Origin of the sequence: Psychrobacillus sp. NEAU-3TGS, assembly GCF_029955155.1 — a bacterium.
Lineage (GTDB): Bacteria > Bacillota > Bacilli > Bacillales_A > Planococcaceae > Psychrobacillus.
This window is the reverse complement of sequence record NZ_JAPNOZ010000008.1, coordinates 106,727-126,912: the sequence shown is the minus strand read 5'-3', so window position 1 is coordinate 126,912 and position 20,186 is coordinate 106,727. Positions and strand designations below refer to the sequence as shown.

Here is a 20,186-nt window from a genome sequence, read left to right as displayed (position 1 = left end):
ATTAATATGGTTCAGCTTCGTTACTATTCTCTATTGCATTTTTTGGAGCATCGTCGCCTTCACGATTTCCTAGAGGCTTTTGGCTAGATCCTCCTGATTTGGCATGTGCAAGACCTTCTCTTAACTGGCGTCCGTACTCTTCATCTGCCTCTTCTGCCAGTGCAATCATTTTTTCTTGAATTCGTATATCACAGCTGGACAGGTCATTGACAAGATTGGCAAGGAGTTCGTTTTTTTCCCATTGCTCAAAGTTTCGATATGTTTCTCCTGCTTGTTTTGTATTACTTTGTCTATCGATGGATTCTCGTACTAAATTCCCTTTTACCATTGGCGTATATTCTTTACCAAGTTGCTCTGCTTCCTTTAGACCATCTAGTATAGAAGGTTCATAGTTAATATGTGGATTTTGAAAAGGTGCGCGGTCCAACTTATATTGCATTTGCCCACCGCTTTGGTTAGTCGCTACTCGTTTTTTTGGTGCATTAATCGGTAACTGTAAATAGTTTGCTCCTACACGATGACGTTGTGTGTCCGAATAAGAAAATGTTCGACCTTGCAACATTTTATCATCCGAGAAGTCTAGTCCGTCCACAAGTACTCCTGTACCAAATGCAGCTTGCTCCACTTCCATAAAATAATCTTCTGGATTTCGATCTAACACCATTTTTCCAACAGCCATCCATGGGAATTTGTCTTCTGGCCATAGCTTCGTGTCATCTAGCGGATCGAAGTCTAGCTCTGGATGTTCATCATCGCTCATTATTTGCACGAGTAGTTCCCATTCCGGAAAATCACCTTTTTCGATTGCATCATATAAATCTTGCGTTGCATGGTTAAAGTTTTTCGCTTGTATTTCCTCTGCTTCTGCTTGCGTTAAGTTTCGAATACCCTGTTTCGGTTCCCAATGATATTTCACAAGTACCGCTTCGCCTTCTTTATTCACCCATTTATACGTGTTTACACCGGAGCCTTGCATCATTCGGTAATTCGCAGGAATTCCCCAAGGTGAATAAATGAATGTAACCATATGAAATGTTTCTGGTGAACTCGCACAAAAGTCAAAAAAACGCTCCGAATCTTGGATATTCGTAATTGGATCTGGTTTAAAAGCATGGATCATATCCGGAAATTTTATCGCATCTCGAATAAAGAAAATCTTTAAGTTATTTCCAACCAAATCCCAGTTTCCATCCTCCGTATAAAACTTTACCGCAAATCCCCTTGGATCCCGCAATGTTTCCGGAGAATGTCCTCCATGAATAACAGAAGAAAAACGAACAAATACAGGAGTGCGCTTCCCTTTTTCTTGAAACAATTTTGCACGAGTATATTTCGAGATTTCTTCATCGCCAGCTGCTCCATATGCTTCAAAGTAACCATGTGCCCCAGCACCACGTGCATGTACAACCCGCTCCGGAACTCGTTCCCTGTCAAAATGACTTATTTTCTCGATAAAATCATAGTTTTCAAGTGTGGCAGGACCACGGTTTCCAACTGTTCTCATGTTTTGATTGTTCGTTATAGGATGTCCTTGTCTATTGGTTAACGTGTCCTCGTCTTCTATATTTGTTTCAAAATCCGGTTGTTCGTTTGTCACTTGTTATCCTCCTAAACATCATATAGATTCTACTTCTCCTATATACTGTCCAATTTTCATTTATATAAACAAAACGTGAATAATTAAAAGCCTCCCACTACACTCTAGTAGGAAGCTTTTTCCGTTACAAAATAATTAATTCTTTAGTGGATTTTGTAATAATTTCTATGCTATCTTTCTTCAAGATAATATCATCCTCAATTCGAACTCCACCAAGATCAGGAATGTAAATGCCCGGTTCTACCGTCAAAACCATACCTTCTTCAATATGCTGCTCACATTTGGGATTCATAAAAATATCTTCATGGATATACAAGCCAATCCCATGACCCATGCCGTGTCCATAAAACTCGCCATACCCTTTTTCATTTATAAAATCACGAGTTAATGTATCTGCTTCTTTTCCTGTCATTCCAGCTTTTATCCCACCAAGTGCATGTTCGAGAGCTCCTGATACAATCGCATAAATTTCTTTCAACTTAGGGTCTGGTTCCCCTACAGCAATCGTTCTCGTCATATCGGAGCAATAACCTTTATAATACGCACCAAAATCTAATGTGATCATATCTCCTTTTTCTACTATCTTTTCACTTGCTACTCCGTGCGGTAATGCAGAGCGTACACCTGAAGCAACAATCATATCAAAGGAAGAAGAAGTAGCTCCTAGTTTTCGCATATGGAATTCTAGTTCGTTTGCTATTTCAATTTCAGTAATTCCCGGACGAATAACCGTTAAAATATGTGAAAATGCGGCATCTGAAATTTCGGCTGCCTTTTTAAGAATTGCTATTTCAGATTCACTTTTAAATATGCGTAATTTTTCTACTGTCCCAGAGAGCGGTACTAAATCAGCTTTAGCATATTTACTAAACTCAGAATAGTACTGATAAGATACATGTTGTTGTTCGAAACCTAGCTTTTTAACCCCTAAGCTTTCCGCAAGATTAGCAATTTCCTTATAGATAATCGCTCTATCTATTTCTTTTATTGTAAAATTCTTCGTCTGTGCATTCGCTTGGCTAGTATAACGAAAATCTACTAATAAATATGCTTCCGTCTTTGAGATAAGCACAGTTCCCGCACTTCCAGTAAAGTCTGTTAAGTATCTTCTATTAATACCATCCGTTACTAATACTCCATCTATTCCTAACTCCTCAAAAGATTCTCTAAGTTTTACAAGCTTCTCCATTGTTTAACCCCCTGAAATCACTTTTCATATAATTCAATATAATGCTTCAATTATTAATATGACATAAGCAAGGAATTATTAATAGTAGTTTTAGTAATGATCAGATATTCATTAGATTGGAAATGCAAAACGTCTCCAATTATTCTTTTGCACGCTCTCTTCTACTCCGCGTTTATTATATACATATGTTTGTAATTTGCCTTTATATAAAAGATTTAACGAAGAGTGCTGCTCAAAATGATGTGGTTGCACTAAGTAGGGTGCAATTTGTAATTGCGTAGACCTACATTCATTCATCATTGTTGCAACGAATTGCGAACAGAAGAAAGCATACTCTCTTTCAATTTTTATATTCATAGCTACTCCAAATAATCCGATTAAATTATATTTATATAATTCTCTATCCTGTTCCATATGACGGATTTTAGTTCGCATTCGATTATATTCTTTACAGGTTACTTCACATTTATAAATCGCACATGTTGCACGAATGAAAAGCCCTGCTGTCGGTTCTTCCCTAATGAATCCTGCATTAAATGGGTTATGTTTATTTTTCCTACCAAAACTATACATCTCATTCAGTTCTTCATCAAAAGCGATGGATGCATGATTCATGTCTTTTCTCGTATACATTCCTATTGCTTTAGATAACAGTGTCCCTGTATTAGTCAACACGATATAAATCGTCTTTTCCATCTTTTTCACCTCGTTCATAAGAAGCATTTTGCCCTCATATCTGCTTTTCTAATCATCTCTCAAAAGCATCTTTTTCTAAACAGACTCTGGGAGGAAAATTAGTAAGGCTTAAGACGTAGTTAACTAGACAACGCCAGATAACACTTTTTTAACGAAGTATGTTATATTTGTATCGAGTCTAAAATGAAAAGGAGGAATTTCCATGCCAAATATAGGGATACCGGGTTTAATCCTCGTATTAATCATTGCTTTAGTTATCTTTGGCCCATCAAAGCTTCCTCAACTAGGTAGAGCAGTTGGACAAACATTAAAAGAATTTAAAACCTCGACACGAGATATTATAAATGATGAAGAAAAAGAGGAAGTTAAATCCGAAGCAAAAGAAATCGAGCTTGAAAAGAAATAAATCAGAGGAAGAACCAGCTATTATAGTCAATAGCTGGTTCTTTTAATTAAACCGAAAAGAACTAGTATTCGTCTTAGATAGCACTCTATATGAACTATACATTTTCTAAACTATTATGTCTTTTATCCTATAACCATTCGTAATAATTCGTTTAATGATGACGGTAATTAGTTAGTAGCAGCCAATAGTATAAAAGATTTGAAATTAGTTAATATTAAAATTGACTGCTAAAAGGAGGTCATACCTTGCCAAATATCGGTGTACCTGGTTTAATAATCGTGCTAGCGTTAGCTTTAATCATTTTCGGTCCTTCCAAACTACCTCAATTAGGTAGAGCTGTGGGGCAAACTCTAAAAGAATTCAAAACTTCCACGAAAGAAATAATGGATGATGTTACGGATGAATTCAAACTAGAAGACAATGATCCAGAATCTAAGAAAAAAAAATAACAGACGGAGCCAGCTATTTTTTACCTATAGCTGGCTTTTTGATTTCGATTCTTAGCAACTTGTAAGAAGCCGTTTCGTCTAAATTTTATAGACATTATATAAAAGAAGGTCGGGGTTTGGCTTGCGATGAAGAACTTTTTAAAATTCGGCTATTTACAAGCATTGTGTTGTATATTTCCTGTTATCATTTTTGGTGCACTTGCGTTATCTAAATATTTTACTATTCCATTTTTACCACGCTATGATTTTATTTTACTCGTTTGTATAGCTGCTCAGATTTTTATGATTGTATCGAAATTAGAAACCTTTGATGAATTAAAGGTCATTTGTATGTTTCATGTAATCGGCTTGGTACTTGAAATATTTAAAGTACATATGGGCTCTTGGGCGTATCCGGAAGAAGCTTATAGCAAGTTTTTCGGGGTCCCTTTATATAGCGGATTTATGTATGCGAGTGTCGCAAGCTATATATGTCAAAGCTGGAGACGAATGGATTTACATATGTATAACTGGCCAAAACCTTTTTTTGCCGTTAGTATTAGCTCTCTTATTTATTTAAATTTTTTTACGCATCATTTTAGTTATGATGTAAGATGGGCTTTAAAAGCCTTATTGGTCATTATTTTCTTCCGAACGTTTGTAACTTTTCGGGTTAATGAAAGTATTTATAAAATGCCTATGATTCTAGCTTTTTTATTGATTGGTTTCTTTATATGGATTGCTGAAAATATCACCACATTTTTAGGTGCTTGGCAATATCCTAATCAGGAAACTACATGGTCGATTGTGCATATCGGGAAAATTAGCTCTTGGTTTTTACTAGTGATTATCAGCGTTATTATTGTGGCTCAGTTGAAGCGAGTGAAGAGCGGCATGAAGTCTTCTCAGTAATTGGGAGTTGTTGCTCTTGTGCTTGAATTGGTCGTTCTCACATGGTAACTAAAAGCTTTAAAGCATGAATTGGTTGCTCTCGCCGTTGGAATGGTTGCTTTCCAACACAATTTGATTGCGCTTATACATTTTATGGAATTGTATAAACTAAAAACACAGGCGACAGAAGTAAAATCTGCTGCCTGTGTTTTTGGTTAATCTACAACAAAGTATCTCGCATCAGGATGCGCAAATACAATGGCTGACACGGATGCTTCAGGTTCCATCATGAACTCTTCGGTTAACTCTACACCGATATCCTCTGGTTTTAATAGTCCAAATAGTTTTGCTTGGTCTTCCAAATTAGGACATGCTGGGTAGCCAAATGAGAAACGTTGTCCTTGGTACTTAGCGGCGAAACGCTCGCGCATTGTAAAGTCGGTTGCGTCTGGAAAGCCCCACTGGTCTCGGATTTCTTGATGAATTCGTTCTGCAAATCCTTCTGCTAGCTCTAGAGCAGTCGCTTGCAACGCGTGACTTTCTAGAAACTTTCCTTGTTCTTTTAATTTGTTTGCTGCCGTGCGTACACCTTGACCAGCCGTAACGAGCATGAATGCGACGTAATCCATTTCGCCACTTTCGATTGATTTCAAATAGTCCGCAAGACAAAGATAAGGTTCAACAGATTGCCGTGGGAACGTAAATCGTTCTATTTCCGTTTTCGCGTCGCTTGGATCATAGATAATGACATCATCTCCATCTGATTGTGCCGGGAAAAATTGATACAGTCCAGATGGTTTCAATAGGTCTGCTCCTAGAAACGCAGTTACAAGCTCATGTAATTCCACAGCGCGCTGATCCTTTTGTTCAAGCAGTTTATCGCTATATCCTTTTAAGCCTAAATGATGACCAATAAGCGTTCGCATATTTACATACGGATATAAATGAGCCACGGAGTATTCTTTTAATACATGTCTGCGCAAGTCTTTTGGTCTGTATACTTGCACATCCTCTCGCACAGTTTTCACAGGCTTTGTTAAAACTGCCACTGCTTGTTTCGAAGCTCTGTTTGCTTCTGCTACTTTTCGTTTTTCTTGTTGTATCGTTAATTCTTCTAATAGAGTTATTTTATCACCTTCATCTTGCAAACGATTTGCCAGTTCTAGCCCTTGCATCGCATCTTTTGCGTACAGTACCGGGCCTTCATATTCTGCTGAAATTTTTGTTTCCGTGAAGCGTCTAGAAAGAGCCGCTCCCCCCACAAGCATCGGGATATCAATTCCTGCTTCTTTAAAATCCTGTGCTGTAATGACCATTTGTTGAGCTGATTTAACAAGTAGCCCGGAAAGTCCTACAATATCCGGCTTTTCTTTTCGAATCACTTCTATTAGTTCCGCTGGTGTTACCTTTATTCCTATATCCAGCACTTTGTATCCATTATTGCTTAGAATAATATCAACAAGGTTTTTTCCGATGTCATGCACATCCCCTTTTACAGTTGCGAGAACGATTTTTCCTTTCCCAGAGTCATCCTCATTTTTCTCCATAAATTGCTCCAAATAAGATACGGATGCTTTCATCACTCCTGCACTTTGAAGCACTTCAGCAACGATTAGTTGGTTATCGTTGAAGAGACGTCCTACTTCCGCCATTCCATCCATAAGGGGCCCATTAATGACTTCAAGAGGGGTATCATACATGTTGAGTGCTTGTTCTAAATCCGGAATTAGCCCTTCTTTCGTTCCTTCGATAATGTAATAGGCTAGACGTTCCGGTACCGTTTTTGGAATATCAGCTTCTGTTTTTTCCTTCTTTTTATCTCGATAAAAGTCTGTGAAATCTGCAAGTGTTTTGTCAGTCGTTGTAAATAATAAGTCATTAGCCATCTCAATTTCCTGCTCGGGAATGGATGCATATCGCTCTAGTTTTTCCGTATTTACAATGGCATAATCGAGACCTGCTTGTGTGCAATGATAAAGATAAACTGCATTAAGCACTTCTCGACCAACCGGTGGAAGCCCAAATGACACGTTACTGACTCCTAGAGTGGTTAAGACTCGTGGCATTTTTTCTTTTATCAAGCGAATTCCTTCAATTGTTTCCACTGCAGAGCCAATATATTGTTGATCACCTGTACCTACTGGGAATACTAGTGGGTCAAATATGATATCTTCTGGCGCAAGCCCCCATTTATTCACAAGTAAATCATACGAACGTTCTGCAATTTCCAGTTTACGCTCCCGTGTAACAGCCATCCCTATTTCATCGATTGTTCCAACAACGACAGATGCACCATATTTTTTGACAAGCGGTAGGACAGCATCGAAACGTTCTTCTCCATCTTCTAAATTGATGGAGTTAATAATCGTTTTCCCTTGAGAATACTTCATAGCTTCTTCAATAACTTTTTCATCCGTAGAATCTATTACAAGCGGCACCTTTACTTTTTTCACGACTTCTTTCATAAAGTTTGTCATATCAGTGAGCTCGTCACGGTCTGGATTTGCTAGGCAAATATCTATTACATGAGCACCGCCTTTTACTTGGGCACGTGCAATTTCAGATGCTTCTTCGAATTTTTCTTCTATTATAAGTCGCTTAAACTTTCGTGATCCGATTACATTCGTTCGCTCTCCAATTAACAAGGGACGCATCGAATCATCATAAAGAAGTGGTTCGATTCCAGAAACGACATGACCATGACTAGCTTCAGAAGGTTTTCTTGGGGCAATGCCCTCCACCGCTTCTCGTACTGCACGGATATGTGCTGGTGTCGTTCCACAGCATCCACCGACTAAATTTAACCATCCTTTTTCTGCAAAACCTCTCAACTTTTTAGACAAGGAGTCTGGTGACTCATGATAATGACCTTCCTCATCTGGTAAACCAGCGTTGGGATAACAACTTACATATCCATCTGACAGCTCTGAAAGTGAGCGGATGTGATCGGTCATAAATTCAGGACCTGTCGCACAATTCAGCCCAACAGAAAGCGGTTTTATATGTTCGATCGATATATAGAAAGCTTCAATGCTTTGCCCTGCAAGGGTAGTTCCCATCGGTTCAATTGTTCCAGATATCATAATCGGAAGCTCTTTGTCAGTTTCTGTGAATGCTTGTTTAATCCCTATCGTTGCGGCTTTAACATTTAGCATATCTTGACTTGTTTCAAGTAAAATTAAGTCAGAACCGCCTTCCACTAATGCTTTTGCCTGCACATAAAAATCATGTGTTAGTTCATCAAACGTAATCCCACCAGTTACAGACAACGTCTTCGTCGTTGGCCCAATAGCCCCTGCTACAAATCGTGGCCATTCCAATGTTGAATATTCTTCCGTGCATTTCTTGGCAAATTGAGCGGCACGAAAGTTAATGTCGTAAGCTTGACTACCTAAATCATATTCGTTCAATACTACCGGTGTTCCCCCAAACGTATTCGTACAAATAATATCAGCACCGGCTTCTAAATATTCACGATGAATTTGCTCAATAACACCTGGATTTACTATATTTAAATACTCATTGCATCCGTCATACTGCTCGCCTCCGAAATCGTCCGCCGTAAGATTCGCATTTTGGATCATCGTCCCCATAGCTCCATCGATGAGGAGAATCCTCTTTTCAAGTTGATGTTCAATTAGATGTTTGGACATAGCTGCTCTCTCTCACTTTCTTACTGTCAATTTCTTGAATATGCTTAATCAATTCCAATGACATATCATAACGGAAGAATGGCGTAATAATGTAAATACCATTGAACAATTCAGCGGCAGTGTCTATTAGTTCTTTAGCAATTTGAATACCTTCCGCTGTTGCATGTTCTCTATCTTCCCCACAAGCACGCATTCTTTCTAGCACATCGTCGGATAATTTGATACCTGGCACTTCATTGTGTAAAAACTCTGAGTTTCGAATATTTGTTAGTGGCATAATACCGATAAAAATAGGAGTTGCTAAATGTTTCGTCGCTTCAAAGATTTCTTGAATTTTTTCTTTTGTATAAACCGGCTGCGTAATGAAATAATCAGCTCCACACTCAATTTTCTTCTCCAACCTTTTTACCGCTCGGTCAAGTACTCGGACGTTTGGGTTAAATGCCGCCGCAACTGAAAAGTTTGCTTTTTTTCGAAGCGATTTTCCGGAGAATGAAATTCCTTCATTTAGCTGTTTAATCAGTTGGATCAATTCCAAACTTGAAACGTCATATACGCTTGTAGCACCGGGAAAATCTCCAATTTTTGTTGGGTCTCCTGTTACCGCTAATATGTCATGAATTCCAAGCGCATCAAGTCCCATTAAATGTGATTGAAGCCCAATCAGATTACGATCACGACAAGTAATATGTGCAAGTGGTCGAATATTATTTTGTAGTTTTAACATCGATCCCATCGCCATATTGCTGATGCGTGGAGAAGCAAGTGAATTATCCGCCATTGTCACCGCATCGACACCGGCATCATAGAGCTTTGTTGCACCTTCCATAAAAGTTGTCGTATCTAAATGACGCGGTGTGTCTAGTTCTACAATAATAGTCCTTCCATTTTGTGCTTTTTCATGAAGTGGTTCATTGATATTCGTCTCTGCCTCACGGATAATGATTGGCTTTTTAGGAGCTACGACTTTTGTTGTTAACGGGGATAAATGACCAATTCTTTTTTTCGCAGCTTCGATATGCTTTGGTGTCGTTCCACAGCATCCACCGATTAATCGAACCCCTTCTTCACGAAGAAGCAGCGCTGCCCTGCCGAAATAATCCGCTTCTGATTCGTATACAATACGGCCGTCTTCTATATCTAACAAACTTGCATTCGGAAAGGCGGAAAGATACGCATTGTTCGGCAGTGTAACCTCCTCTAATGCCTGTATCGTATGGAATGGTCCTAGACGGCAATTGACACCAACGACATCTGCTCCTAATGTATCCAGCTGTTGCAATGCATCGTTCAGCGATAACCCATTTTGTAATATGCCAGGCTCATGCATTGATACTTGGGCTATAATTGGCGTAGTTGTTAATTTTCGTAAGTGCGTAACAGTAGCAGCTAGCTCTTCAAAATCATAATACGTTTCAAGCAATAGTCCATCCGGATCCCCAGAGAGTAAGTAATTCACTTGCTCGTCGACCTTTTGAATGATTTCCTCTAAGGTTGCATCACTTTTTCGAATGCCACGAATACCACCGATTGTCCCTAGCACAAACTGTTCACCTGGTGCGGCTGCCTGTTTGGCAATTTGAATTGCCGCTTCATTGATTTCTTTCACACGATTCTCCAGTCCATATCTTGCTAATTTAATCGCATTCGCACCATATGTGTTCGTTTGAATAATATCTGCACCAGCTTTTATATATTCCTGATGAATTTTTTTTATAATTTCAGGTCTTTGGATGTTTAATTCTTCATTGCAATATTCAATTCCATATGAATACAGGAGCGTACCCATTGCTCCATCTGCCGTTAACATATTCGTTCGTAACTTATCTAACAATCCCACTTTGCACCCATCCTTCCTTAAAATAAAAAAGCCTTCTTAAAAAAGAAGGCTTTATAAGCATATGAAATGCGTCCCTTCTCATCTTTCAGACTGTTAGTTGTCTGCTGGATTTAGCACCTAACCTATTCGGCAGGTTGCTGAAGCTTCTCAGGGCCAGTCCCTCAGCTTCTCTTGATAAGAATTCAATATTCAGTTTTCAATGATTAGAGATATCGTACCTTTATTAAACTAAAGCGTCAAGTTAATTTTGAATTTTCTTTATTATATAGATCCAATGGTTCAGTTTCTCAACATGAAAAAAAGTATCCTAAAAAGTACTTTTTAGGACACTCTCATCATTTGTAGCTAAAAATTATTAACAACTAATTCAGCTGTTTCTTTTCCATTTTTAATACATGCCCCTATACCAACACCATAATAAGAGCATCCTGCAAGTATTACATTAGGCAGCTGAAAAGACATCTTATCTCGTAAGGATTTAACCGCTTTCCCATGTTCTAAATGATAATTTGGCATTAAATCATTCCATTTGGTCACTTCTACGACACTTGGTTTCCCATCTAACTTCAAGCTTTTCTCAATATCTTGCAAGGCAACTTGAACTAGTTCTTCTTCACTCATATGTTTCATTTCCTCAAATGCAGGATTCGTACTCTTATAAAACATGCGAACAAGCAAATGACTATTTTCCGATGTATGCTTCCATTTACGACTTGTCCATGTACATGCATTACATTTCACATTGCTATTATGCGAAACGATAAAGCCAGTACCTTCAGCAGGAAGCTGTTCGTCTGGAATGTCAAAACCGAGGTAAATGCTTATAAGCGATGAGCTTTTCAGCTTATTAAAATCAGCGTTCAACACTTCGTTTTGCAATATTCTTTGTGTAACATCGTGCGGAGTTGTTAATATAACGTAATCTGCTTCGATCGACTCATGATTTGCAAAGGAAACCTCATATCGATCGTCCATTTTCTCCACTTTCGTTGTATGTATCCCTTTTAAAATAGTAGCATTACTAAGCTCTTTTTCTAAGCGGTCGATCAAAGCAGAAAGACCATTTTTAAAAGAAATAAATTTTTTATTGGAAGCTGCTTGGAATTTTTCTTTATTGGCTCCTAATCCTTTCATAATGCTACCGTAATCTTCTTTATAGTCTATTAAATATGGTAATGTGGAGGCCAACGTAAGCTTATCTAGATCCCCTGAATATACACCTGATAATACAGGTGCTATTTGTTTTTCGACCAACTCTTTTCCTAAGAAATGCTCTAGGAACGATCCGATTGAGCTGTCTTTTGTAAAGCTTTCATTGGATAGATTAAGATCCTTTAATGCTTCTTCCTTCCCCTCATCGGAAACTAATGTACTACTTTCTAACGATTTCTCACTCATCGGTATTCCAAACACTGTATCTGCTGGAATGGCATGTAGCTCGTTATTTGTATATATATAAGAAATGCCTGTTGCGTTATAGACAAGCTCATCTTCCAACTGTAGATCCTCTACTAAAGGTAGTACCCCTTCATGACGTGCAACGATCGAATCTGCCCCTGTTTCCATAATGAATTCTTTTTGCTTTACCGAGCGAATTTTCCCACCTAAGTAATGATTAGACTCTACTAACACCATTTCCATATCTAGCTCTTTTTCTATTTTAAGTTTTTGCAAATAATGCATTACTGAAAGTCCTGTAATACCTCCACCTACCACAACTACTTTTTTCAAAATGCTCACTCCTCGTCTAAAATCCGGTGTCACTCACTTCCTCTAGTATAAACACTAAATAAAAAATGCGGTATGATTTACGTCACTATTCTTCCCTGTTTCCATTAAAATTCATCCGTAGTTTACCATTTCGTCAAATTTGCAAAAAAAAGTCTTCTATCAGCTAATATCGCAAATAGAAGACTTTTATCATATTGCTCGGATTACAGCTCTCACTGGACTACCATCCGCTCCTTGAATCTTTAATGGCAAAGCGATCAATTCATAATTGCCAGGTGTTACGTCTTGTAGAAGTAAATTTTCTAAAATATGCACACCATGTCGATATAGTGCATGATGCGCCGGCAATTGTTTATCATCTAATGCATCAACAGAGGGATGATCGACCCCTATTAAAAAAATACCTTTTTCTTGCAAGAAAGCGCCGATATTTTCTTTTAATACGGGAATTTTTGTTGGAAATTGTTCCTCATTAACCTTTTTAGCAGTTTTCAAAAGTAATCGTTCGACTCCAGCCAGTTCAAATGCTTCCAGCTCTTCCCTTCCTATTAAATCTAGCCCTGTGACATCTACTAACTTTGCGCGTCCAATATAAACATTAATGTCGAGTTGTTCTATTGTCGGCGCGTCGCTGTCAAAGTGAAAGGGTGCATCGGCATGCGTTCCAGTATGTACACTTGTGGTGAAACGACCAATATTAACGGAGCCGGTCTCTTCTTTTGAGTAGGATAGTTCAAATTGAAACGGCGTATCGCCCGGCCATGTTCCGATTTTATGGGAAAAAGGCTGTGAAATATCGATCCATTGTTTTTTCATTGTCATCCTCCTAAAATAGGGCGAAGTGAATAAATCAACACAACTACTATTACAACCGGTACCATCCAGGTCATCAAAAAGCGCCAAGCTGTATAATATCCAGGAGCTAGTGTGCTGCTAAGCTTAAACTCCTCCTCGACTAATACTTTGTTCATCCTATGAATGATAAAAATAGCTATTAACAGATTTCCAAATGGAAGCATCATATTACTTACTAAAAAATCCGTTGCATCAAAGACGCTTTTTTGAAAGATTGTCACGTCCTTAAGTAAACTGGATGATAATGCGGATGGAATAGATGCAACAAAAATTATTCCTCCTATTATCCAAGTGATCCCTTTACGTGCGTTCTTCCATTTCTCCATAAGTGCAGCAACAATAATTTCGTACATGCTAAAAGAAGATGTCAATGTCGCAAATAAAAACAGAATTAAAAATAACGCTAAAAATACTTCCCCAAAAGGCATTTGACCAAATACTGTTGGTAGTACGATAAAAAGTAATCCTGGTCCTTCCGCTGGCTCATAGCCAAAAGCAAAAACGACAGGAAAAATGGCTAACCCTGCAAGCAACGATACGAAAATATTCATAATGACAACGGATCCCGCAGAATACGGTAAACTTACATCTTTCTTTAAATAAGAGCTATAGGTGACCATGCAAGAAAACCCGACTGCTAAGGCAAAAAAGGATTGCCCTAATGCATACAAAATAGATTCCCCTGTCGTCTTCGAAAAGTCGGGGGAAAGAAAAAATTTCACACCTTCCATGGCACCGTCTAGCGTCAACGATCTAATTACGAGTATAAAGAAAAAAATAAATAATAAGGGCATCATTAATTTGTTTGCTTTTTCTATACCATTTTGTACCCCTGAAGAAATAACCCATACGTTTAGTATTGTAAACACAAGCAATCCTACTAACGTAATCCAAGGAGTTCCAATAATTGTGCCAAACAACACATCCGAGCTTGTATTGTCTGTAATGACATTTCCAACAACCGACATGCCGCTGTATACTAATATCCATCCTCCTACCACACTATAAAAAGATAATAAAAGGAAGCATCCAACGACACCAAGCCTCCCAATCCATACCCATGCGCTTTGTGGCACTAACTTTTTATAAGCAGTAATCGCTTCTTCGCCAGCTCCTCTTCCAATAATAAACTCAGATATTAACATCGGAAGTCCAATTAGTAATGTTAAGCAGACGAAGATTAAAAAGAAAGCACCCCCACCGCTTTGTCCAGTCACATATGGCATTTTCCAGATAGCCCCGAGTCCAATTGCTGCTCCAGCAGAAGACAGGATAAAGCCTAGTTTGGTTGACCATTGTCCTCTATTCGAATTCATATATTTCCTTCTTTCCTCTTAAAGGCTAGTTCTCAAATCCCACAGTTCAGGGAAAAATCGATGATCTAGCACTTTACGTAAATAATTCACACCGGATGAACCACCTGTTCCAGTTTTAAACCCAATAATTCGTTCCACTGTTTTCATATGGCGGAAGCGCCATTGCTGTAGCCAGTCCTCCACATCTACTAGTTTTTCTGCTAACTGATACAAATTCCAGTATTTATCTACATCTCGATATACTTCTTTCCATGCATTAGCAACCGATTCATCTCCTCCATAAGTCACCGAATAATCGCGGTTCAAAACAGCAGAGTTTAGTTGAAACCCAGCTTTTGCTAATGCCTGAATTGACACATCATAAATACTTGGTGCATTGTACACTTTTTCTAGTTGCTCATACAATACAGTATCTTGCTCGTAGATTTTAAGAATATGCTTCGTTTTATAGCCTAGAGCAAACTCGATTTGTCTATACTGAAAAGATTGAAATCCTGATGCTTTCCCTAGCTTATCACGAAACTCCAAATACTCAGCGGGTGTTAATGTTGAAAGTACATCCCAAGCTTGAATGATTTGTGTTTGGATTTTCGTTACACGTGCAAGCATCTTAAAAGCCGCCTGCATTTTATCCTCTTGAATCGCTTGAATAGCACTAGTTAATTCATGCAGTATTAACTTCATCCAAAGCTCACTTACTTGATGAATGATGATAAATAGCATTTCATCGTGATGACCTGATAACCGTCGTTGGCTAGATAAAATGCTATCTAGCTGCAAATAATCACCATACGTCATTTCTTCACGAAAATTAGTATGAATTCCTGTTTCACTCTTCAATTTATCATGCAGTTTCGAAATATCCTCTGACATGTAGCCCCTCCTTTTACGCTATAACTTCTCGTTTATTTTCGAACTTTTTATATGACTCTTCTTTCATTATCTTCTTAAGAATTTGTACGGTTTTCCATACATCTAGAAATGAGTTATATAATGCAACAGGCGCTAAACGTATGCCATTTGGGGAACGGAAATCTGGGATGACTTGATATTCTTTTAATGCTTTACAAATGCGAGCTGCTTCTTCATGCACTAAATAAATATGACCACCACGACGGTCGTGTTCCTTTGGACTTGCAATTGTAAATTGATAGTCACTCAACTCTTCTTCTATTAACAATGTCATATAATCTGTTAATTTCAATGATTTTTCTCGGATAGCATCTATTCCTGCTTCCGCAAATATTTCTAGTGAACCATATAAAGGAGCTGCACTTAAGATATTCGGTGTTCCAATCTGATAAGCACCTGCATTGGAAGCTGGTGTCATTTGAATCGAAAGGTCAAACTGCTTTTCTTTATCAGAACCAAACCATCCTGCAAGACCTGGTTTTTGTCCGAAATGTTTTTGATTCACATATAATCCCCCAACTGCTCCTGGTCCGGCGTTCAAATGTTTGTAGTTACACCAAAAAGCAAAATCTACATTCCAATCACTTAGCTCATGTGGAACCGAGCCAATTGAATGACATAGATCAAAACCAATCAAAATATTTCGTTCATGTGCAGCTTTTGTCAACTCTTTTATGTTTAATATTTGTCCACTTCTATATAACACACATGGCAATACAATTAGCGCAACATCCTCTTGCATAGCTTCTATAATATCTGCTTCATTTAACGTATCCCCATCACGGCTTTTCACTAATACCATATGCTCCTCTGGATCGTACCCATGCAAAGATAGCTGACTACTAATCGCATATATATCAGAAGGAAAGTTCAACTCATCTGCTAAAATTTTCGTGCGTGCACCTTTTGGATGATAAAAGCTTGCGACTAACTGGTGTAAATTCGAAGTCGTTGATCCTGTAATCATTACTTCTTCTTTTTCCGCACCTACAAGTGGTGCACACATTTCACTTAACCTATCAGAGAAATAAAACCATGGATGCTCCCCTTTCATCCATCCATCAATTCCATATTTCTTCCAAGAATCTAATAATGATAGCAATGACTGTTCTGCCCTTTTTGACAGCAATCCTAAAGAATTTCCATCCATATAAATAACATCTGATTGTAAATAAAATTCATCTCGAAATTTATGTAAAGCATCTTGTTCGTCTAGTTTCCTTGCATTATTCACAGTTGTATCTATTTCCATTCTTAATATCGCCATCCTCTTCCGAAATTCCAAATTTTCTTTCTATTTTAAATAAATGATAGACTTTAAGTGATATAGTGTCAATGAAACTATAAATATCCTACGACAAGCATATGAGTGCTTCGATAACAAAAATGAAGGATTTTTTCACATTCATAGGTTTTAGAACGTTCCCTTTAATAATTTGACCATGTGAAACAAGTTTTGGTGACTTATAATAGATATATAGGGACTCATTCTTTTATGTATTTAAGTATCCATTATTCATGACCATTTAAATTTAAAGCTAAAAAGAGAACGTTTATAGTTCCAATAGCTTCAAGATAGGAGATTTCATATAATGTCCACTAACTTAGCGATACTTTTTCCATCTATCGAACTATTACCTGAATGCCCAATTTTAAATGAAACACATACATATATCTTTCACAATGAAAATTCGAACTGTTGGATGACCATCGACAAAAATGAAGTATCTGATCGTGAATATGCACTGCTTTGTTCTCTGTTTCGAGAAGTCAAGCCAACTGGTCTCACCAATGAATCTCTATCAGAAAAATGGATTAAGTTCCTTCATGACAAAGGACCTGTCCCTCTTAAAGAGGATACCGAGATCCGCATTATTCAATTGCATTTTAAAGTGGAAGAAGAAATAGAATCCCATTTGGAAGAGGCAGTCAAACTATTTTTTGACGATGCCATGCGACTCGTTTTTATTTCTTCAGAAGATGCAGTCCTTATCGAAGTGAAGTCTTCCTATATACATACTCTAGATGACTTCTCTTCTTTTATCGTTGCGCTTGAAAGTGATTTTTTCATCAAGGTTAAAATGTATGTAGGGAAATTTCATCCAACAACTATGCCCTTTTATTCACATTTTATAACAGAAAAAGAATGGTTCTTCAAAGGCCTGTCACGGAATCGAGCTGAACGAATATATTCGATGGAAAAGACTTTTCCATTTACCTTGATAGACCAAATATCAGAAGAAATGAAACAGATGATTCACAAAGAAGTATTAGAACCAATTGAATACGATATAGAATTATTACAATCAGTTCAATTCCTTTTCGAAAATGGCTTTAATGCTTCGGTGGCAGCAAAGAAATTGCATGTGCATCGAAACACACTTCAATATCGCCTTACTAAATTTCAAGATATGACGGAAATTAATGTACGTAATTTTGATGGGGCACTTGTTGCTTATTGCGCAAGTTTGATTGCAACCGAGAGGTAGACAAATCGCACATTTAAAAAAACAGAAAATTGTGCACATCTTACATATCATGATTTCTCTAGGATTGGTAACCTATCTATAGAAAGAGAAAATAGAGGAGTTGCTTACAATGGAGAAAATGGTTCTTGAAAATATAAACAAAGTATACGATGATGGTGCAACAGCGGTTTCTAATTTTGATTTGCGTGTCCAAGATCAGGAGTTTATTGTTCTAGTTGGTCCTTCTGGCTGTGGAAAATCAACAACACTTCGTATGATTGCAGGGCTTGAAGAGATTTCCGAAGGTGATTTTCGTATCGATGGAAAATCGATGAATAATGTCCCACCAAAAGAACGAGATATCGCAATGGTATTTCAGAACTATGCACTTTATCCACATATGACTGTATATGACAATATGGCTTTCGGTTTGAAGCTCAGAAAATTTTCTAAAACTGAAATCGATAAACGTGTAAAAAATGCTGCTAGCATTCTTGATCTCGAAGCTCACTTAGATAGGAAGCCAAAAGCATTGTCAGGTGGTCAACGCCAGCGTGTCGCGCTTGGTCGTGCGATTGTTCGTGATGCAAAAGTATTTCTTATGGATGAACCACTATCGAATCTAGATGCAAAATTACGTGTTCAAATGCGTGCTGAAATAGCAAAGTTACATCAACGACTGAAAACAACAACGATTTATGTAACACACGACCAAACGGAGGCAATGACAATGGCATCACGTCTTGTCGTTATGAAAGACGGACTAATCCAGCAAATTGGGACACCTAAAGAGGTATATGAGAATCCAGAAAACATATTTGTAGGTGGATTTATCGGCTCACCCGCGATGAACTTTTTCGAAGGTAAAATCACGGATGGCTATTTCAAAATTGGAAATGTTGCATTGAAGATTCCTCAAGAGAAACTTGCGATGCTAAATTCACAAGGATATAACAATAAAGAAATTCTTCTAGGAATAAGACCTGAACATATATCAGAAGACCCTGAGATAGTAGCTCAATCTTCCGAGTCAACTGTAAAAGCAAATATCGAAGTATCGGAATTAACTGGAGCAGAATTGATGATCTATTCTGCACTCGAAGGACAACAGTACATTGCCCGTATAAGTTCAGATTCACATATTCAACCTGGTCAAAAAATTGAACTATCCTTGATATATCAAGAAGCCATTTCTTCGATAAGGAAACAGAAAGACGTATTAGATAAAAAGGGTGTAAGCGCACTTAAAAATTTCTTGAACTTTAAAATATAAACCCTCGTCCGATTTAGACGAGGGTTTATATTTATTTTATATTTATAATTCTGGAAGCTGCACCACGTATACCTGCTTCTCCCTTATAGATGCTTGCTTCTATACGTTCTTCTTTACCTTTTAATAAAGGGTGGCTGAGATACTGTCCAACCTCTTTTCGGACCGCTTCAATAAGCGTTGGATGATGATTGAATACACCACCACCAAGTACAATACAATGCGGATCGGTGAAGACGAGAATTTGATAAACTTCTTTTGCAAGTGCAGTTACTGCTTCATTTATTATTCTTGCAATATGAACATTTCCTTGATAATAACCCACCATCATCTCTTTTAAAGATAGTTCGGGATTATTAAATTGTTTTCGTCCTTTTAATTCTAGTGCAGGACCAGAAACTAGAGTTTCAAGACTGGTATCTGAAGTTCCCGTTAAACTAAATCCAATTTCTCCTGCCATTCCACTTCCTCTTAAAAACAATCCCTGATGAATCAAGCAGCAAGAAATACCTGTACTCAGCGTCACGTAAACCATCGTTTCTGAAGAAAAGCCACGAGTTGTATACTCTCCCCAAGTGGCCATATAAACATCATTATCCATCATAATTTTGGATTGCGGAAACTCGCTTTCAAGTCTTTCTACCAACGGGAAATCTCTCCACGGTAAATTATTCTGAAAAACAGCTATACCTTTTTCAGCATCCACAATTCCTGGTATTCCTACTGCAATCCCATTTATATCATCAAAATTTACACCTTCATTTATACACAGAGAGCGGAATGAATTAACCAGGCACTGAAACAACAATTCCTCGTCTTTTTTTTCACTTAGTGATTCGTTCGTCTTCACAACAGTTCCGTCATTTTTAAATAGTGCTGTTGCAAGTTTTGTACCGCCGATATCCGCTGCTAGAATGTATCCCATCTATAATCA

At 37.9% G+C, this 20,186-nt stretch carries 15 protein-coding genes, 1 pseudogene and 1 riboswitch; of the genes and pseudogenes, 5 read left to right on the top strand and 11 right to left on the bottom strand.

The genetic code is table 11. The features are described from left to right. Position 1: 1 nt before the first annotated feature. The 3 genes from OR571_RS07680 to OR571_RS07670 all read right to left on the bottom strand — a co-directional run bounded on the left by OR571_RS07680 (position 2) and on the right by OR571_RS07670 (position 3,482). Entirely contained in the window at positions 2–1,597 is a 1,596-nt protein-coding gene (locus tag OR571_RS07680; protein ID WP_282242241.1) for a catalase, read from the bottom strand. A gap of 124 nt (positions 1,598–1,721) precedes the next feature. Then, a complete protein-coding gene (locus OR571_RS07675) occupies positions 1,722–2,786 on the bottom strand; it encodes a M24 family metallopeptidase (protein WP_282242240.1) in 1,065 nt (354 codons plus the stop codon). A gap of 111 nt (positions 2,787–2,897) precedes the next feature. Then, positions 2,898–3,482, bottom strand: a complete 585-nt coding sequence (locus tag OR571_RS07670; protein WP_282242239.1) for a hypothetical protein — start codon at positions 3,480–3,482, stop codon at positions 2,898–2,900. Positions 3,483–3,684: 202 nt separating this feature from the next. Here OR571_RS07670 and OR571_RS07665 point away from each other — a divergent pair, with 202 nt between their 5' ends. From OR571_RS07665 to OR571_RS07655, 3 genes are all read left to right on the top strand, one after another. Then, positions 3,685–3,888: a twin-arginine translocase TatA/TatE family subunit gene (locus tag OR571_RS07665; protein WP_093274514.1), complete on the top strand. Its 204-nt coding sequence runs from the start codon at positions 3,685–3,687 to the stop codon at positions 3,886–3,888. 245 nt (positions 3,889–4,133) lie between these two features. After that, complete coding sequence (locus tag OR571_RS07660; RefSeq protein WP_282242238.1) at positions 4,134–4,337, top strand: twin-arginine translocase TatA/TatE family subunit; 204 nt, start codon at positions 4,134–4,136, stop codon at positions 4,335–4,337. Positions 4,338–4,463: 126 nt separating this feature from the next. Beyond that, positions 4,464–5,228 (top strand): DUF817 domain-containing protein, encoded by a 765-nt coding sequence (locus OR571_RS07655; RefSeq protein WP_282242237.1) that lies wholly within the window; start codon positions 4,464–4,466, stop codon positions 5,226–5,228. Positions 5,229–5,422: 194 nt separating this feature from the next. Here the strand turns inward: OR571_RS07655 and metH are convergent, their stop codons facing one another. From metH to kynU, 7 genes are all read right to left on the bottom strand, one after another. Then, positions 5,423–8,860, bottom strand: coding sequence for a methionine synthase (gene metH / locus OR571_RS07650; RefSeq protein WP_282242236.1), 3,438 nt, complete (start codon positions 8,858–8,860; stop codon positions 5,423–5,425). Further along, positions 8,841–10,700 carry a bifunctional homocysteine S-methyltransferase/methylenetetrahydrofolate reductase gene (locus OR571_RS07645; protein ID WP_282242235.1) on the bottom strand — a complete coding sequence of 620 codons (1,860 nt, stop codon included), beginning with the start codon at positions 10,698–10,700 and terminating at the stop codon, positions 8,841–8,843. Before OR571_RS07645 ends, metH begins: the two co-directional genes overlap by 20 nt. Before the next feature lie 75 nt (positions 10,701–10,775). Continuing rightward, a riboswitch (SAM riboswitch) is annotated at positions 10,776–10,881 on the bottom strand. A gap of 164 nt (positions 10,882–11,045) precedes the next feature. Further along, positions 11,046–12,431, bottom strand: a complete 1,386-nt coding sequence (locus tag OR571_RS07640; protein ID WP_282242234.1) for a protoporphyrinogen oxidase — start codon at positions 12,429–12,431, stop codon at positions 11,046–11,048. Positions 12,432–12,620: 189 nt separating this feature from the next. Beyond that, a complete protein-coding gene (gene kynB, locus OR571_RS07635) occupies positions 12,621–13,247 on the bottom strand; it encodes an arylformamidase (protein ID WP_282242233.1) in 627 nt (208 codons plus the stop codon). Positions 13,248–13,249: 2 nt separating this feature from the next. Continuing rightward, positions 13,250–14,602, bottom strand: coding sequence for a sodium-dependent transporter (locus tag OR571_RS07630; RefSeq protein WP_282242232.1), 1,353 nt, complete (start codon positions 14,600–14,602; stop codon positions 13,250–13,252). A gap of 18 nt (positions 14,603–14,620) precedes the next feature. Beyond that, entirely contained in the window at positions 14,621–15,475 is an 855-nt protein-coding gene (gene kynA / locus OR571_RS07625; protein WP_282242231.1) for a tryptophan 2,3-dioxygenase, read from the bottom strand. Positions 15,476–15,488: 13 nt separating this feature from the next. After that, positions 15,489–16,781 carry a kynureninase gene (kynU, locus tag OR571_RS07620; protein WP_481900369.1) on the bottom strand — a complete coding sequence of 431 codons (1,293 nt, stop codon included), beginning with the start codon at positions 16,779–16,781 and terminating at the stop codon, positions 15,489–15,491. A 325-nt stretch (positions 16,782–17,106) separates the two neighbouring features. Here kynU and OR571_RS07615 point away from each other — a divergent pair, with 325 nt between their 5' ends. Both OR571_RS07615 and OR571_RS07610 read left to right on the top strand, forming a co-directional pair. Beyond that, complete coding sequence (locus OR571_RS07615; RefSeq protein WP_282242230.1) at positions 17,107–18,003, top strand: PucR family transcriptional regulator; 897 nt, start codon at positions 17,107–17,109, stop codon at positions 18,001–18,003. Between the two features lie 109 nt (positions 18,004–18,112). Beyond that, a pseudogene (locus OR571_RS07610) lies at positions 18,113–19,209 on the top strand (ABC transporter ATP-binding protein). A gap of 77 nt (positions 19,210–19,286) precedes the next feature. Here the strand turns inward: OR571_RS07610 and OR571_RS07605 are convergent. Then, positions 19,287–20,177 (bottom strand): ROK family protein, encoded by an 891-nt coding sequence (locus OR571_RS07605; RefSeq protein WP_282242229.1) that lies wholly within the window; start codon positions 20,175–20,177, stop codon positions 19,287–19,289. Between the last annotated feature and the right edge of the window lie 9 nt (positions 20,178–20,186).

Bases quoted from the DNA above. Each gene is read 5' to 3' on its own strand.
- OR571_RS07615 (WP_282242230.1), top strand. From the start codon at position 17,107: ATGTCCACTAACTTAGCGATACTTTTTCCATCTATCGAACTATTACCT.
- kynB (WP_282242233.1), bottom strand. From the start codon at position 13,247: ATGAAAAAACAATGGATCGATATTTCACAGCCTTTTTCCCATAAAATC.
- OR571_RS07630 (WP_282242232.1), bottom strand. From the start codon at position 14,602: ATGAATTCGAATAGAGGACAATGGTCAACCAAACTAGGCTTTATCCTG.
- OR571_RS07670 (WP_282242239.1), bottom strand. From the start codon at position 3,482: ATGGAAAAGACGATTTATATCGTGTTGACTAATACAGGGACACTGTTA.
- kynU (WP_481900369.1), bottom strand. From the start codon at position 16,781: ATGGCGATATTAAGAATGGAAATAGATACAACTGTGAATAATGCAAGG.
- OR571_RS07665 (WP_093274514.1), top strand. From the start codon at position 3,685: ATGCCAAATATAGGGATACCGGGTTTAATCCTCGTATTAATCATTGCT.
- metH (WP_282242236.1), bottom strand. From the start codon at position 8,860: ATGTCCAAACATCTAATTGAACATCAACTTGAAAAGAGGATTCTCCTC.
- kynA (WP_282242231.1), bottom strand. From the start codon at position 15,475: ATGTCAGAGGATATTTCGAAACTGCATGATAAATTGAAGAGTGAAACA.
- OR571_RS07605 (WP_282242229.1), bottom strand. From the start codon at position 20,177: ATGGGATACATTCTAGCAGCGGATATCGGCGGTACAAAACTTGCAACA.
- OR571_RS07675 (WP_282242240.1), bottom strand. From the start codon at position 2,786: ATGGAGAAGCTTGTAAAACTTAGAGAATCTTTTGAGGAGTTAGGAATA.
- OR571_RS07655 (WP_282242237.1), top strand. From the start codon at position 4,464: ATGAAGAACTTTTTAAAATTCGGCTATTTACAAGCATTGTGTTGTATA.